General features: G+C 48.8%; 11 protein-coding genes. 6 read left to right on the top strand and 5 right to left on the bottom strand.

What is annotated here, in order from left to right; translation table 11 throughout:
* The first annotated feature begins 9 nt into the window (after positions 1-9).
* Positions 10-1,011, top strand: a complete 1,002-nt coding sequence (locus tag MKY59_RS14450; protein WP_339278141.1) for a helix-turn-helix domain-containing protein — start codon at positions 10-12, stop codon at positions 1,009-1,011.
* Positions 1,012-1,127: 116 nt separating this feature from the next.
* On the opposite strand, the gene MKY59_RS14455 is transcribed toward MKY59_RS14450, so the two are convergent.
* Entirely contained in the window at positions 1,128-2,570 is a 1,443-nt protein-coding gene (locus tag MKY59_RS14455) for a 4-hydroxyphenylacetate 3-hydroxylase N-terminal domain-containing protein (RefSeq protein WP_339278142.1), read from the bottom strand.
* 481 nt (positions 2,571-3,051) lie between these two features.
* Between MKY59_RS14455 and helD the strand changes: the two genes are divergently transcribed.
* The 4 genes from helD (at position 3,052) to MKY59_RS14475 (ending at position 10,907) form a co-directional block, all read left to right on the top strand.
* Positions 3,052-5,469: an RNA polymerase recycling motor HelD gene (gene helD, locus MKY59_RS14460; protein ID WP_339278395.1), complete on the top strand. Its 2,418-nt coding sequence runs from the start codon at positions 3,052-3,054 to the stop codon at positions 5,467-5,469.
* Between the two features lie 105 nt (positions 5,470-5,574).
* Positions 5,575-6,045 (top strand): GNAT family N-acetyltransferase, encoded by a 471-nt coding sequence (locus MKY59_RS14465; RefSeq protein WP_236413950.1) that lies wholly within the window; start codon positions 5,575-5,577, stop codon positions 6,043-6,045.
* Positions 6,046-6,087: 42 nt separating this feature from the next.
* Positions 6,088-6,651: a GNAT family N-acetyltransferase gene (locus tag MKY59_RS14470; RefSeq protein ID WP_339278143.1), complete on the top strand. Its 564-nt coding sequence runs from the start codon at positions 6,088-6,090 to the stop codon at positions 6,649-6,651.
* A 689-nt stretch (positions 6,652-7,340) separates the two neighbouring features.
* Positions 7,341-10,907: an S-layer homology domain-containing protein gene (locus tag MKY59_RS14475; RefSeq protein WP_339278144.1), complete on the top strand. Its 3,567-nt coding sequence runs from the start codon at positions 7,341-7,343 to the stop codon at positions 10,905-10,907.
* Positions 10,908-11,033: 126 nt separating this feature from the next.
* Here MKY59_RS14475 and nrdF read toward each other — a convergent pair whose 3' ends face one another.
* From nrdF to nrdI, 3 genes are read right to left on the bottom strand one after another with little or no spacing between them, the layout of a single operon-like run.
* Positions 11,034-11,996 carry a class 1b ribonucleoside-diphosphate reductase subunit beta gene (gene nrdF, locus MKY59_RS14480; protein ID WP_236413953.1) on the bottom strand — a complete coding sequence of 321 codons (963 nt, stop codon included), beginning with the start codon at positions 11,994-11,996 and terminating at the stop codon, positions 11,034-11,036.
* 42 nt (positions 11,997-12,038) lie between these two features.
* A complete protein-coding gene (nrdE, locus tag MKY59_RS14485; RefSeq protein WP_236413954.1) occupies positions 12,039-14,123 on the bottom strand; it encodes a class 1b ribonucleoside-diphosphate reductase subunit alpha in 2,085 nt (694 codons plus the stop codon).
* The gene (gene nrdI / locus MKY59_RS14490) at positions 14,110-14,469 is read right to left on the bottom strand and encodes a class Ib ribonucleoside-diphosphate reductase assembly flavoprotein NrdI (protein ID WP_339278145.1); all 360 of its coding nucleotides are present in this window, start codon (positions 14,467-14,469) and stop codon (positions 14,110-14,112) included. Before nrdI ends, nrdE begins: the two co-directional genes overlap by 14 nt.
* A 366-nt stretch (positions 14,470-14,835) precedes the next feature.
* On the opposite strand from nrdI, the gene MKY59_RS14495 reads away from it, so the two are divergent.
* Entirely contained in the window at positions 14,836-15,285 is a 450-nt protein-coding gene (locus MKY59_RS14495; protein ID WP_339278146.1) for an N-acetyltransferase, read from the top strand.
* Between the two features lie 227 nt (positions 15,286-15,512).
* On the opposite strand, the gene MKY59_RS14500 is transcribed toward MKY59_RS14495, so the two are convergent.
* Positions 15,513-16,049 (bottom strand): GNAT family N-acetyltransferase, encoded by a 537-nt coding sequence (locus MKY59_RS14500; protein WP_339278147.1) that lies wholly within the window; start codon positions 16,047-16,049, stop codon positions 15,513-15,515.
* Positions 16,050-16,202: the final 153 nt, after the last annotated feature.

The following is a 16,202-nucleotide window of genomic DNA, read 5'->3' on the forward strand; positions in this document are numbered from 1 at the left end:
GTGTCGTTCATGGATCTTCAAGAGCTGGATCGCTTGCTGCGAACCAAAACGGACATCGAACGGTTGCAGCAGCGGAACAATGAGGTCATCAACGATCTTTCCGCAGAATCCGAAGACGAACGGTATTTCGACATGCAGCGGAAGATGTATCGCATGCCCGCATCGTTTTTCTTTGGCAAACACGATATTTATATTAAAAAGCACAACCGCTTCGCTCCGATGCTGGAACACATGCACGAATTCATCGAGTTGAACTATGTGTATTCGGGAACGTGCCATCAGATCATCGCCGGAAAAGAAATTCAGCTGGGCGAAGGCCAGATGTGCGTGCTGGACAAGGATGTGCCTCATAGCATCGCCCCGCTCGGGGAGAACGATATCCTTATTAATATTTTGCTGCAAAGGGAGACGATCTCTTCGCTGTTCCTGCAGCGGTTGTCGAAGAAAAAAAGCTTGATTGGCGAATTTCTGGCCAACTCGGTGCTTCAGCATCAGCACCATGATCACTTCATTATTTTCAAATCCCAGGATCACGACAACCTGCAATATATTTTGCGAAGAATGTTGATAGAGTACTATTCCGAGCAGGACGATTCGATGGAATTGGTGAAGGCGTACATGCAGATCGTGTTTGGGGAACTGGTCCGCGTATTGGAAAGCGAGCACAACATTCGCCTGAACGAGCAGGAGAACAACATCACGGCCATTTTGAATTACATGGAGGAACATTACAGGAATTTGAGCCTGCAGCAATTGTCCGACCATTTTAGCTATAACAGTACCTATTTGAGCAACAAGTTGAAAAAGGTAACCGGTTTGACGTATACGCAGCTGATTGCCAACATCAGGTTGAATGCAGCTTATTCCTTGGTCGTGAACACCCAATTGCCGTTTGAGACGATTTTCAAACAGGTCGGCTATGAGAGCATGAGTTTTTTCTATAAAAAGTTTAAACAAGTTTATGGGGCTACCCCGCAAACCATTCGCAACAATCCGTCGGCCGCGTTCTGAAGAGCAAACATCTGGCAGCGTTGGTTTGTTTTAAGTTCCAATAAAGAAAAGCTCTTGCCCGGAGTGACGGACAGGAGCTTTGTTCTATGAAAAAAATGCGGCAGGCCAGAGCACGGTTACAGATGGATATTCAGCCATGGTTCAACCTTCTTTTTTAATGTTTCCTTGTCGTATTGCACATATTGATTTGCCCGGTTGCGGGTCGGATCTCCCGCATAGAACCGTTCATAAAGATCATGCCTCGCTCCAAGCGGACTGCCCGTTATATCCCAAGCAAGCTGGAACAGGCGAATTTTTTCTAAAGCTTGCATCGTCGTTCCGCCAAGGTATTTGTCCAGCAAAGGTCTCAGCGGTTCATTACGATCGAAGTTTCCGGAGGGAATCTGGATCAGCCCGCCTGCAGCGATGGTTTTCAAAATTTCCACGGCACGCGGATAATACCGGCTTCCCAAATTGCGGGCGGTTTCGATGAATTGGAATGAAGGAAGCCAGTTGCCATGCGCGTCCGATTTGGCCTGGGCTTCAGAAGCGATGATCAGTCCCTCGATAGTTTGCATCTGACTGATCATCTCCCCAAGCTGTTCCTGAACGTTCAGGAAGGAATCCACGCCGATTTCGTTGGCAACCGCCGAGGTTACGGCCGTTATGAATTCCAGTTTTGCATGCAGACGAATGATGCTCTGGTGGTAAGCCAAGCTGGACGATGCGGCATTGCTGCGGATCTGCCACAATGCTTGCGGATTGTTATGTATGAGCACACGCTCCCAAGGGACCAGTACGTCGTCGAAAAAGAGGATCGCGTCCATTTCATCATAATGTGCACTGAGCGGATGACTTGGGTCGGGGGTCTTCGCAGCAAAAGATTCCCGGCATACCAGGTGCAAGCCCGGACTTGAGACAGGCACGATGACCATATGGGCCAGCTCCGGACGATCCGCCGGAATTCGCTGCACCGGATAAACGACGATATCATCTGCATAAGGGGCCGCAGTGGCCACCATTTTGGCGCCACGAAGGAATATGCCTTCGGCATTTGTTTTAACAACGCGCAGCATGGCGTCCTCATCTTGGCCGACAGGCAAGGATCGGTTGATCTGCGGATCGCGCTGCACAATGGTCAGGAACGCGTCTTTTCGTTTAGCTTCCTGATAGTAGGCTGCTAATTTGTCTGCATAATAAGGATCGTATATTGCCATGTCATGGCGAGTCGCATACCAGCCAGTCAGACGGGAGCGGGCGTAGTCCGATAACCGGCTCATGACGCCATGGGTCCGGTCAGCCCAAAGCCGAAAGGCACCCGCTCTGCGTTGGATATCGTTAGGGGAGAGGGGGAGTTGAAAAGCGCGGTGAACATATCCTGCCGTCTGCTCGTCCCAAAAAGCGACCGTATCCCTCGTTTCGGGTTCATCCGCCAGATTGAACAATCGTTCTATCGTTTGCAGCGTTCCCTGAAAAGCCGGGTGATGGGGAATGCTGACACGTTCACCGTCCAACCACACATTCCGATCGTCATTTAATCTGTGAATATATGCTTGTCCACGAGACATCGTTAAACTCATTATGTATGAGCCTCCTTATTGGCATAAGCTGCGAATCCTCGAGAAGCCAAGTTAAGTGAACAGAAGAAGTTGGGGTTCGATACAATTTGTATCTTCTGAAAGAATAACGCTCCTATGTCCGAAAAGTCAACGTTAACCGTCTAATGCAGCCAATAAGCTCGGCCATGGATCACAGCCAGGGTAGGACCAGATTCAACGAAGGTCGAAGTATCGCTTTCAAGAGAACATCAAGGACAACAAAAAAAGATGTTCCTCTCAACAGGAGGAGCATCTTTTCCTTTTTCAATAACAAGGTATGTTCAGTAATATCAAAAAAGAATTGAACTAAAACAAACGCCATGATATAATCAATAGCGTCATTGACAAAACAAATAAATTGTGTTACTAATTTTATCCCTAATTTAATTATACACTCTGGATTTGGGGTTGTCAATGCTCTTTTTCGCCCAACAACTTGGAAGAGGAGCGTGTCCTAAACGTGATCAAGAACAATGAATGGCATCAAGAACAGGAACGGCTGGAACAGGTCAAAATTAAACTGCAAGCGAGAATGGATGAACTGGAGCCCGAGGTTGCAGGGCTGGGAGATCAGGCCAGCGACATCCGCAAACGCTTCTGGGAAGAAGTCACGATCAATACGGCTACGGATGAAGACTTCGAGGAAACCTTCTATACGATTAAACAGCAATCCGCAGTGCTGGCAGAAAGGGAACGCAGTCATAAGCGGTTGGTCCAGCAATGGAACAATATGAAGCGTTTGTTAACGTCCCCGTATTTTGGACGGATCGACTTTCACGAGAAGGGGCTTAACTCCAGTGAACAGGTGTATATCGGGGTTTCTTCCTTCCTTGACGAAGACGGGTTGAATTTTTTGATCTATGACTGGCGTACGCCCATCGCGAGTTTGTACTACGACTATTCTCCAGGGCCAGCCTCCTATGTCACGCCGGTCGGAAAGATCGAAGGCACGATGGAGCTCAAGCGGCAGTTTCAGATACAGAACGGGAAAATTCGCAACATGTTTGACGCTACCGAGACGATCGGGGACGAGTTATTGCAGCAGGTGCTCGGCAAAGGCGCGGACTCGCAAATGAAGAGCATCGTGGCAACGATCCAAAAAGAACAAAATGCCATCATCCGCGACGACCATCACCGGATGCTCATCGTTCAAGGTGCAGCCGGCAGCGGCAAAACTTCTGCGGCACTGCAGCGGGTGGCGTACCTGCTCTATAAACATCGTCAGACCATCAGGGCGGATCAAATCGTTCTTTTCTCGCCGAATCCGATGTTTAACAGCTATATCTCCACCGTCCTTCCGGAGCTTGGCGAGGAGAACATGCAGCAGACGACGTTTCAAGAGTATCTGGACTATTGGCTGGGTTCCGCACTCCGTCTGGAGGATGTTTTTGATCAGATTGAATATGTGCTGACTGCGCGAGGTTCGGCAGGATATGAGGCCCGCATTCAAGGCATCGAATACAAAGCTTCCGAGGTTTTCATGCAAGCCCTGCAAAACTATGGAGTGTGGCTGGGGCAAGAAGGCATGCAGTTCAACAGCATCCGGTTCCGGGAACGTGAGCTGATTACGGCAGAGCAAATGAAGACGACATTTTACGGTTATGACCGTTCCTTGTCCGTGGTTAACCGCATCGCTCTTTTGCAGGAATGGCTGCTGAAAGAGCTCGCATCGCTTGAGCGTGCGGAACGGGATGCGCCTTGGGTAGAGGAGGAATTGAGTTACCTCGATAATGACCAATATGCGGAAGCTTACCGCTCATTGCACAAAGAAAAGGAATTGTTGGATCTAACGGAGCACTATGCCGTCGTTCGTGAGAAAATAACCAAGCAGCGCCGGGGCGATGAGGGCGATTTCGACTATGCCGTAAAAGAGGAACAGTTGCTGCGCCGCAAGGTCGTGAAAGAACGCTTTGCACCGCTGAGAAGAAGCGTAAGGAAATTTAAATTTGTGAATGTTCAACGCATATATGCCCAATTGTTTGCTGACGAGTCCGTTTATCGGGAGAGAACGAATGGCGCTGCAACGCCTCCGCTTTGGTTGGAAATATGCAAACAGACCAAGGAAAAGCTGATGAGGAACGAATTGTTTCATGAAGACGCGACGCCGTATCTGTATGTCAAGGAAATGATCGAAGGAGTCCGGACGAACACGGATATTCGGCATGTCTTTGTTGATGAGGGTCAGGACTATTCACCCCTGCAATATGAATATTTGAAAAAGCTTTTCCCGCGTGCCAGGATGACGGTGCTCGGCGACTTCGGGCAAGCGATCTTTTTGCAGGCGACAAGTCTGGACGCAGATGATTCGCCGCTGCTTCGTCTTTTTGGGGAAAACGAAACCAGACTTATTCGTCTTGTGCGCAGTTATCGTTCAACCAGGGAAATCGTCGAATTCACAAGATCGATGCTTGCGGACGGAGAGGGGATTATGCCATTTCAACGCGGAGGCCATAAACCGATCCTGGTGCAAACGGAAGGTGCGGATCAGCGCTATTCGCAAATCTGGGCAGACATCGATGGACTTATGGCCGAAGGGTTCGATTCGATCGCCGTCATTACGAAGAGTGCATCCGAAAGCCGGGAGGTTTACGAATCGCTGCGTGTTCATGGAGGTGAGAAGCTTCGCTTGATCACAAAGGATACTTTGGGATTTCATAAAGGAGTCATGGTGATTCCCGTATATCTCGCCAAAGGTGTCGAGTTCGATGCCGTCCTGATCTACGATGCTTCACCCGAAACATACGCGCAGGAAAACGAGCGAAAGCTTCTTTATACCGCGTGTACGCGGGCCATGCATCGTCTTCATCTGTATACGACCGGTGAATGGTCGCCGTTTGTGCAAGCACTGCCCGCGAATTTGTACGAATTGCGTTCTTATTGAAAATTTCAATATATGCGGCAATTGACGCTCGTACGGTATTGGTGATAGCTTATATACATCGATATTAAGCCAATAATTTCAATGTGAATGAAGGGGGTATCATACATGACGCATATAGTGCAAGCTGCCGCTGAAGATGTGCGCAGCAAGGATTCGGAACAATTGATTCGGGAGTTAAGCATCGAATTGGGTGCATTATATGGCGGCGACGGTACGGCTGGTTTCTCGCCGAGCGACGTGGAGGGACCACGCTCGGCCTTTATCGTGGCCCGTCTTGACGGATATCCCGTCGGTTGCGGGGCAATCAGGCCGCTTGACGAAGATTCGGTGGAAGTGAAACGGATGTATACCCGCTCGGATTTCCGGCGCAAAGGCGTGGCGCAGGCGATATTGGCCGAAGCGGAGCGGTTGGCACGGGAATTCGGCTATAGCAACCTGAAGCTGCAAACAGGACCGAAGCAACCGGAAGCGGCAGCGCTTTATGAACGGGTGGGTTATTATAGAATCCCGATTTTCAGCGGTGAATGGGAGGAAGTGCTGGCGTATCAGAAAGATGTCGTCCGCGAGCCGGTTTAATGTTTTGGGCTTGCAACGCGTGGGCACAGCGACCAAATAAATATGAAATTGGAGATTACTTTTACTTTGCGAATAGAAAAAGTATACGAATACGATATAAGCCATGAATTGCAATCAGAAATACAAGATTTATTGATCGCCAGTTTTCCGGATGTGTACCCTGAGCACCGGATTTATTTCAAGCAATTGCCGCATTTGCGATTTCTGGTTTACAACCAGGAAGATCGACTCGTCGGACATGTTGGATTGGATTACAGAGTCATGAATTTAAACAAGAAACCGATCAGGGTACTCGGCGTCATTGATTTATGCGTCTCACAAAGCGCCCGTTCCCAAGGAATAGGCTCGTCCTTGCTGGCGGAATTGGATCAATTTTGTGCGGGTCGAAATATTGACTTTATCCTTTTGTTTGCGGATAACATGACTTTATATTTGAAAAATGGCTACAAACCGGTGAAGAACAAATGCAAATGGTTGAAAATCGATGATGGATTTCAAACTTCCATTGGCTTAGGCCATGAAGCCATGGACGAACTGATGATCAAAAAAGTAGGCAAGATCGATTGGGAAGAGGCAGATCTGGACTTATTAGGCTACCTCTATTGAGGAGGAGAACGTGGGGTACGTTTGTTGAACAGGAGACGACGACTGATCTTAAAACGGTCAACCAGCAGGGCCGATAAAAAATAATACCGAAGAGAGTCGCGCAATTTGCGGCTCTCTTTTCATATTTATAAGAAATAACGCTGAAAGGAGGACAATGTAGTCAAACCTTTCACGGGCCCATATCTCCAATTTGATGATACGGCAACAATCAGTTTACCTTCTGCTTACATTGTTAGCGGGGGGCAGATATGCCCGTTACAGCGGGGAATACAGGCAGGACACGCATCCGTGGGGTTGTTGGCGATCATATGCAGCGGCTTGTTTGGTCAAAGTCATCTTGTTGAAGTTATCTGTTCATTTTACAGAACACATCATTTTACGCAGCGATCGTTGAATGCCCAGGACTTGCTTTTCCTGTGATCCACAAGGGTGGTGGAATATTCCTGAGTCGTGAACATTGTGTGACTTCCTACGGTCTTAGGGGGAAGGGGGTTGCGGACCCTGTGGCGAGTTATTATTGAAGCAAAAAAGCGTAAAAGCGTATCTATGAGCATATGAGAAAGTGTTAGTAAAACGTTAACAAATGTAACTCTATGTCAAAATTTTGATATACGCTTTCATTCCGTTGATCTTGTCCGCAACGTCCCTTATATTAACTTCGTTACATACACACAGAGGGATGGTGGACAATGTTGTTCGGGAGTAAAGGAAAGAAAATGCTGGCCATGCTTGCGCTGGTTCCGCTGACGACAGGCTTGGTAGCGGGAACAATCATGCCTGCAGGGACGGCACATGGCGATCCGGTAACGGGAAATAACCCCGTATCGACAACGAATGTCACAGGATCGTGGCAGACGGGAGATCTGCATGTGCATACGTTTGAGTCGGATGATGCACAGAATTCGCTCAAAAATGTGCTGGACAACGGTCTGAACAAGTATGGGCTGGACTGGATTGCGATTACGGATCATTTGCGGACGTCCAAGCGTGATGCTGACGGTAATGTCATTAAGAACGGGCCTATCCCCATGTCGCTCGGCATGAATGAATATCAAGTTCCGCAGATTAAAAAGCTGCAGGAAGAGGGGAACTACGCTGGCAAAACGATATTCTCCGGTTTTGAGTGGGACATGCCCACACACGAACATGTCGGCGTAGGCATTCTGACGAATGAACCCAATTCCACCGAGGCACTTGAAGCGGCCAAGGAATTTGAATATCGGTTCACGAATCGTGATGCCAATATGTTCGACGCCGAGGATGTAGCCAAATGGAATGCGGAAGGAGCGCGTGCCTATTCGACGCATCAGGATGCGCTTACCGCCATTGAATGGCTCTCCACTCATTATCCGATGACCAGTTATGCCATGATTAATCATCCTTCGCGCGGCAAAAACAAATATACGATCGCCGATTTTCGCGATTTCAACGATCTGGCCCCCGAAGTGGTCTTCGGTATTGAAGGTATGCTCGGCAACCAGATGGAACCGGATCGCGGCGGGTATAACACCTCTTACAATACATCGAATCCAACCGCCGATGACGGCTACAAGTACCGCACATATGGCGGTGTCGATTACATGGTTGCCAAAGTGGGCGGTCTATGGGATGCATTGCTTGGAGAGGGACGCCATTTCTGGAATTATGGCAACTCGGACTATCATTTCAAAACGATTGACCCGAATTCCAGCGGTTATTTCCCGGGCGAGTATGCCAAAACCTATGCTTGGGTAGAGGGTTCGGGCATGCAAGCGGTGCTTGACGGACTGCGCTCCGGCAAATCATTTTCCGTATTTGGAGACTTGATCAATGCCTTGGATTTCACGATTTCAAGCAACGATTCCCAATCCGAAATGGGCGAGGATTTGCAAGTGACCCAAGGGGACGACATGGAAATCAAGATCCGTTTCAAAAGCCCGTCGACCAACAATTATGAAAATCCGATCAACAGCGGCATCAAGGTAGGGCAAGCCCCTGTCGTGGACCATGTTGACCTGATCGCCGGCGATGTGACCGGCAAAGCCCAAAAAGGGACACCGGAGTACAGTAAGGATACCAATGATTCTACCCGCGTGTTGGCAACGTTCACCTCGGATGATTGGGCGACGGACGCGGAGGGATACAATGTCATCACGTATAAGATCAAAGCATCGGATAAGGATCAATATTTCCGTTTGCGCGGAACGAACCTGGGCATGAACGTGCAGGGAGAAACGGTAAACGGGGAACCGCAGCTGGACCCCAAAGTAACCACGGCGGATGCTGCAGCCCGATTCAATGAAATCAACGATAACAATTATCGCGATCTGTGGTTCTATTCCAATCCGATTTTCGTAAGCGCAGCGCCATACAGTGATGAGCAGGCCGTTAACGATACCATTCAGGGCATCGATCTGGGTGATCTGAACGCGGTCACAACCGACCTTACGCTTCCTGTCAGTGGCGAACATGGCGCAGCGATCCGTTGGTCCAGTTCCAGACCGGAGCTGATAAACGATGAAGGCAAGCTGTTAACCCAGCCGGATAACAATGAGCAGCTGGAGCTGACGGCAGCCGTAAGCCGCGGCGGCGTGACGGATACAAAGGTGTTCAAGATCATCGTCGAAGGACGGAACAATCAGGCATTGGTGTTGAAAGGAACGATGACCACGGCGGATGCGCAGCCGTATCGTACGGACACATGGACCAACCAGTCTGTCACGTTGAGCGTCACCAGTGCGGTATATGCTCCGGCAGCTTCGGCGACCATAGAGTTGTCCCGGGATGGGGGAGAAAGCTATGAATCCTATGAGGAAAATACGCCGGTTGAAGTCACCGAACCTGGTGAACATTCACTCTTGTTCAGAGCTACCGATAATCTGGGACAGCAGTACACACTTCCGCTTATCGTCAAAATTGATCGGGAGATTCCGGTGATTATGTTACAGGGCAGCAGCCAAATGACCCTGAATGTAGGAGATACGTATAACGAGCCTGGTGCACAGGCAGCGGACAATGTGGGCATCGACGGTTCCGTGAAAATAGAAGGTACAGTGAATACGCAAATACCCGGAATATATACCATTCGTTATCATGCGAAGGATTTTGCCGGAAATGAGGCACAAGAGGTAACGCGCACGGTGACTGTGCAGCCTCGTTCGAGCGGCGGAGGTTCCGGAGGAAGCGGCGGCTCTGGCGGCAGCAGCGGAGGCGGTAACCCGGGCAGCAGCACAGGTGGCAGCTCGCCAGCTGTACCGGCTGAACCTGCCAATCCTACAAACTCTACAAATCCTGCCAATCCGGGAGCGGAACCAGCTCCTGTGACCGAGGTCAAGATAGAGACTGGACCGGACCAGGCCGTGCGCACAGGCATTGATAACAAAGCTCAGTTTGACGCACCCGTTGGAACATTTCCAGGAAAGGAGACACTGCAACTTTCCCTGGTTCCTCAAGACGGATTGCCTAGTGCTTCATCGCTTAACGTTCTGGGAGAGGGAATCCGGATTACTAGAAACGAAGGACGTATTCTGAATAAGGACGCTTCCTTGACATTAAATTACGATTCTTCCAAACTATCCGACGGTGAACGCCCAGCGATCTATTATTACCATGAAGACCGCAAAAGTTGGGTATTCGTCGGCGGAGTCTCTCACGCCGCAGGCAGCATCACGGCAGATGTGAATCATTTGGGCACGTTTATCGTGGCCGGTTATGCACCGAAATCTCTTGTCGATCTGAATGGACATTGGGCGGCAGACTACGTGGATCGCTTGATGGGGATGAACGTCATTCAAGGTTATGGCGACGGCAGCTTCCAACCGTCCCGGAACGTCACGCGCGCGGAGTTTGTGACATTGCTCAGCAAAGCGCTGGCATTGAAACCTGCTGCGTCGGCTGCGGCCTTTGCAGATCAAACAACGCTGCCGTCCTGGGCTCGCGAGGATATTGCCGCTGCCGTAGAGGCTGGCATTGTAAAGGGATACGGCGATAACACGTTTAAGCCGGATCGTACGATTACCCGGGCTGAAATGGCCGTATTGCTCGCAAACGCGCTGAAGCTCAGCAGCGAGGTTCAAGTTGACACCAGCGGCCAAAATGGTAAGGCATTCGCGGATGCTTCGCAAACGCCGGCTTGGGCGCAGGAGGCTATGGATGCAGCGGTTCAAGCAGGCATCGTGGAAGGTTACGCCGACCATACCGTGCGTGCAGCAAACATGACAAGCCGTGCCGAAGCGGCAGCCATGATCTATAAGCTCCTGTCAGCTTTGCATATTTAAGATTGAACTCAAAGAAAAGCACCCATTGCGGGTGCTTTTTCGTTGATATGGCGAACACCCGGCTGATCCAATCCGGTTAAACGCCTTTCTTTATCGATTTGTTGATCATGAAGAGCTCTATACGGTTCACTCGAAGCGGAAATCGTCATCCGTCAGCGGTTCTACATTCAACGCACGAACGTATCCGTTGCCTTTTTTGGAGAAAAAGTCATGCTGTTTGGTGTGGGTGCTGATTCCGTTCAATACGATCGGGTTTACTTCCGCGTCTTCGAACAATGGCTCAAAGCCCAGGTTCATCATCGCTTTGTTGGCATTGTAACGAAGGAAAGCTTCCACGTCATCGGTCAAATGAATCGGCGTATACAATTCTTCGGTGTAACGCAATTCATTCTGATGTAGGGTCTGAATTAAATCGACCAGGTGCTGATAAAGCTCGTTCTGTTCCGCTTCGTCCAAACCGGCGTATATTTCTTGGGCCAGCACGCCCACGTATACGCCATGAATGCTTTCATCCCGCAGGATCAGGTCGATGATTTCACCGCTGCACGTCAGTTTGCCCTGCCCGGCCAAATAGAGCGGATAGAAGAACCCGCTATAAAACAAATAACTTTCCAAAAGCACGGAAGCGGCCATGGCCATGTATAAGTCTTTGGGCGTTTCAATGCTGGTGTAGTACTGGCGGATGATCGAAGCTTTCTTTTGCAAATACGGATTTTGTTCGACCCACCGGAAAATTCCGTCGATTTCCTCGGTCGTTGCCAGCGTCGTGAAAATGCTGCTGTACGACTTGGCGTGAATTTGCTCCATCATCGCCATAAAACCAAGCACGGCCTTGCGTTGGAGTCCATCGACATGTTCCATGATTTGCGGCATGCCCACGCCGCCCTGAATGGTGTCCAGGAGGGTTAATCCCCCAAGGACTTTCATGTAAGCTTCTTTTTCCTCATCGCTGAGCGTTACCCATGTCATCTTGTCATCGGATAGAGGGATTTCATCATCGATCCAAAATTGCATAATATTTTGATTCCAGAACATCAGCGTGAAATCATCATCCGGGCGATTCCAGTTCACGGCTTGAATAGGCTGCATCTTATATCAAACTCCAATCGTCATACCCGCAGGTAAATTAGTTTAAATGGAACAAGCGATGCACTCTTCCATCGTCAGCTTGTTCGTGCGTGTATAATACAGGGATTTTAACCCTTTATGAGCGGCATACAGGTAACAGCGGGCCAGGTCCCGGGTAGACACGTCGCTGTTGACGTGGAGAATCGTCGAGATCCCTTGGTCCACATGAGGCTGAATTTCCGCAATCAGATCAATCACTTTGAACTGGTCCATTTGATACGCCGATTTGTAATAGAACACATTATCCTTCTGCAGGTAAGGCATCGGGTAGTACGTCGTCGAATTCGCATAGGTTCGCGTTTCGATCTGTTCCACGATCGGCATGACGCTGGAGGTCGCGTTTTGAATGTAAGAAATGCTTGCCGTCGGCGCGATGGCCATTCTGTAGGCATGATATAGGCCGTGTTCCTGCACTTTGGACTTCAGCCAATTCCAATCATCCGTTGTCGGAACGAATATCCCCTTGAACAGCTCCTGCACTTTTGGCGTGCTAGGCGAGTAGTCCGTAGACAGGTACCGATCGAAATAAACTCCTGTCGCATAATCGGATGCTTCAAATCCGTGGAAACGTTGGCCCTTTTCTTTCGCAATTTCCATGCTTTTTTCCAAGGAGTGAAAATTCATCGTCATGAAGAACGTGCGTGCAAAATCCTTGGCTTCCAAACTTTCGTAAGCAATTTTGTTTTTGGCCAAATACCCGTGCAAATTCATGGCGCCGAGGCCGACCGAATGCATTTCCGAATTGGCCTTGGCTACGCCGGGAGCATTGGCGACATGGGTCATGTCGCTGACGGAAGTCAGCGCGATCATGCCCTCGTGAACGGATTCTTTGATTTTGCCGCTTTCCATGACATTCACGATATTGAGGGATGCCAGATTGCAGCTGATGTCTCTGCGAATGATATCGGGCTGGCCGTAGTCCGTAATTTCAGAGGTTTCCTGGAGCTGGAAGATCTCCGTGCACAGGTTCGACATTTTGATTTGTCCCACGTTTTTCAAAGGGTGTGCCTGATTGGCATTCGTTTTGTTAATGATATATGGATAGCCGGATTCCAGTTGAACCATGGCGATTTTGGTGAGCATATCCCGCGCCATCAACGATTTTTTCTTTTTCACGCGTTCGTCGGCGACCAAGGTGTCGTACATCTCGTCCAGATCCATATCATCCAGGTGAATTCCGTAATTTTGGTATACGCTATATGGTGCAAAGAGGTAAAGAGGCTCATTATCCTGGGCCAGCTTATAAAAACGATTCGGAACGATCAACCCGATGGAGAGGGTTTTCAGGCGAATTTTCTCATCGGCATTAATTTTTTTGCTATCGAGCAGTTCCATGACGTCCCAACCGAAAATATTGTAATAAGCCGCACCGGAGCCTTTGCGTTGACCCATCTGGTCCGCGTAGGAGAAGCCGTCTTCCATCAGCTTGAGCACGGGCGTGATGCCTTTGGCGGCACCTTCCACGCCTTTGATGGCTTCGCCCCGGGCGCGCAGCTTGGACAAATTCACGGCAACGCCGCCGCCGATTTTGGACAACTGCATGCATGTATTCAGCACATAGTTGATCGAGTTCAAGGAATCGTCCATTTCGAGCAGGAAGCAGGATACCAGCTCTCCGCGCCGGCTTTTGCCCGCGTTCAAAAATGTCGGAGTGGCTGGCTGCAGGCGCTGTTCCATCATGGAACGGGACAACAAAGAAGCTGTGTCGAAGTTTCCGCGACCCAAATGCAGCGCTACGGCTGCCACGCGATCCGGATATTGCTCCAGCACCGTTTTGCGATCATAGCTTCTCAGCGCGTAATCGGTATAAAATTTCGAAGCTGCCATGTAGGAAGGGAAGCGATGCTGGTAACTGCGCGTGATTTCAAAGATTCGTCTCACTTCATCGGCAGTGTAGGAAGCATAGAAGTCCTCGTAATAATCATTCTCAATCATATAGCTGACTTGATCGTCGATGGTGGCAAAACGCATGCTCTTTTCTTCGATCTCTTTCATAAACTCGGCTACAGCTTCCTGATCCTTATGTAACTGGAAAAAGCCATCGGAGTCGCGCTGCAGCAGCATGTTGTTCAATTCAATATGTTTCAAGGCGGCTTACCTCCTGTTCAAAATGCTCTACGTCTTTTTTGGTGCCGGATAGCTCGAATTTGCTGATTACAGGCACGTTATAGGATGCGGAAATCAAATCCGCGCTTTTGGCGAAACGTTCGCCCCAGTTGCGGTTGCCGCTCGCGGCAACGCCAATCAAATATTTGGAGTTTTTTTGCAAAAAAGAAGACACCTTGTCAGGTATCTGTCCAAAACCTGTTGTATATGTCACGAGTACGTATGGTTCGTCGATCGTCATTTGACTATTGATCTGGATGGCCGGCATGTGAAGCTTGGAGATGAATCTCTTCACATTGCCAGTGATGGAATCATACACGATCAGCAATATCATTAACCTCCTTAAACGTAAAAGCTATCTATAAATACGCTATATGTAGATTGCTTTTCTAATTCTATATCAATATATAGATTTGTCAATGAATATAAGGTGAACTCTTTCAAAATAGCGATGAGGGTGCATGGAATCAAATATGTGTGAAAATGGGAGAAGGATGAACCCGTTGTCCTGAATAACATTGTATTCCTGATCGATCGATTGCGTGATTCGGTGAGGAAGCGTAAGGAGGAAGGGAGAAAGCTTCGCAGTCGGGAGCGGCTAATTTTGTATGAGGAGACTCCATTTTGCTTGGGAGCTGAAGGTTATGTTAGGATACATAAGTGATTGGGAAAAAAATATAGAGGTGAGATCATAGTGAAAATAACATTACATAAGCAGAGCGATGTCGATATTTTAACTGAAATTTGGTACAAAGGCTCGGTTCAAGCCCATGATTTTATCGAGGAGGCTTATTGGCTTTCCAACAAAACCGAAATGAGAGACAAGTATATTCCGATGTCGGAAACCTATGTCATCTACGATCAAGAAGAAATCGCCGGATTCGTTTCGATGGTAGATGACTATTTGGCAGCGCTTTTTGTCGATCCATCGCGTCAGAATAAGGGATACGGCAAAGAGCTGCTTCGTTTTGTCAAAAGCAAAAAATCAAAAATCTCGCTAAAAGTGTACAAAGAAAATGCCTCGGCCGTACGTTTTTACGAGAAAAACGGCTTTCATGTCGTGGAAGAGCTTCTGGATGAGCAAACCGGTCATGAGGAATACCTGATGGAATGGAAAGAAACTGGAACAAATTTGTTTTCTTGATAAGTAAGCGAAAGTTCAATTCGAAAGTTCAATTAGGCATTCACAATAATCGATAAAGGCTCTGCGGGGTTATGTACCTCTAGCAGAGCCTTGTTCTTCATGATGTATTTCAATCTCTTTATTGTTACGTTTGTTTGATTGCCAATCTATACGACTTGGGGGCGATCCCCTTAGGTTCTTGAACAGCTGGGAAAAATACGGCGCGTTGTCTTGCCAACCGGATAACATCAGCGATTCCAGGCGACCGTACTTGCCGGAGATACGCCGTACACTTCCCGATAGAGCACATCCCTCACTTCTTCAAACTGTGAAGGGGTCAAATGCTCCGGATAACTCATGATCCGGAGTGACAAAGGCTGCTGTCCTGCGCGCAGCGGCGGTTGAACATAGGCAGCCTCCTCTAAATGGAATCCCAAACGCTCGTAAAATCCGATCCTTCTTCGCTTCAGCGAATTCTCGGGCAATTCCACCTCCAATACGATCGGCAGAGCAGACCTCTTCATGAAACGTTCCATCAGCCGCTTGCCGATGCCTCCACCGCGAATGCCCGGGGAAACGGCGATATTTTCAACGTACCGAAACGTCTCGAATTCCCAGCCTGCGAGGAAGGCAATGACTTCGTTCTGTTCATTCTTCTCGGTAAGAAGCAGATATCTCGAATTGGACAACAGCTTCAATTGCTGCGAATATTCACGATACTCAGCCTCCGGAAAAGATTGTTTCATAATGTCGTATACTTGATCGAACTGTTCTTGCAGCATCATACAACCACCCCTGAATGTAATAATCACTTTGGATATTCACCACGATAAACCTTGGTATAATACTAAGGTCAAGCGATCGGTCGCAAGGTGGTGTTATTATGATGGAGCAGCCCCTATTTAAATGGGGGAGTGGTGTAACGGATAGGGTAAGTT

Origin of the sequence: Paenibacillus sp. FSL W8-0426, assembly GCF_037969725.1 — a bacterium.
GTDB lineage: Bacteria > Bacillota > Bacilli > Paenibacillales > Paenibacillaceae > Paenibacillus > Paenibacillus hubeiensis.

Excerpts from the sequence above, each read along its gene's own strand:
- MKY59_RS14450 (WP_339278141.1), top strand. The coding sequence starts at position 10 with ATGGATCTTCAAGAGCTGGATCGCTTGCTGCGAACCAAAACGGACATC.
- MKY59_RS14455 (WP_339278142.1), bottom strand. The coding sequence starts at position 2,570 with ATGAGTTTAACGATGTCTCGTGGACAAGCATATATTCACAGATTAAAT.
- MKY59_RS14465 (WP_236413950.1), top strand. The coding sequence starts at position 5,575 with ATGACGCATATAGTGCAAGCTGCCGCTGAAGATGTGCGCAGCAAGGAT.
- MKY59_RS14470 (WP_339278143.1), top strand. The coding sequence starts at position 6,088 with ATGAAATTGGAGATTACTTTTACTTTGCGAATAGAAAAAGTATACGAA.
- MKY59_RS14475 (WP_339278144.1), top strand. The coding sequence starts at position 7,341 with ATGTTGTTCGGGAGTAAAGGAAAGAAAATGCTGGCCATGCTTGCGCTG.
- nrdF (WP_236413953.1), bottom strand. The coding sequence starts at position 11,996 with ATGCAGCCTATTCAAGCCGTGAACTGGAATCGCCCGGATGATGATTTC.
- MKY59_RS14500 (WP_339278147.1), bottom strand. The coding sequence starts at position 16,049 with ATGATGCTGCAAGAACAGTTCGATCAAGTATACGACATTATGAAACAA.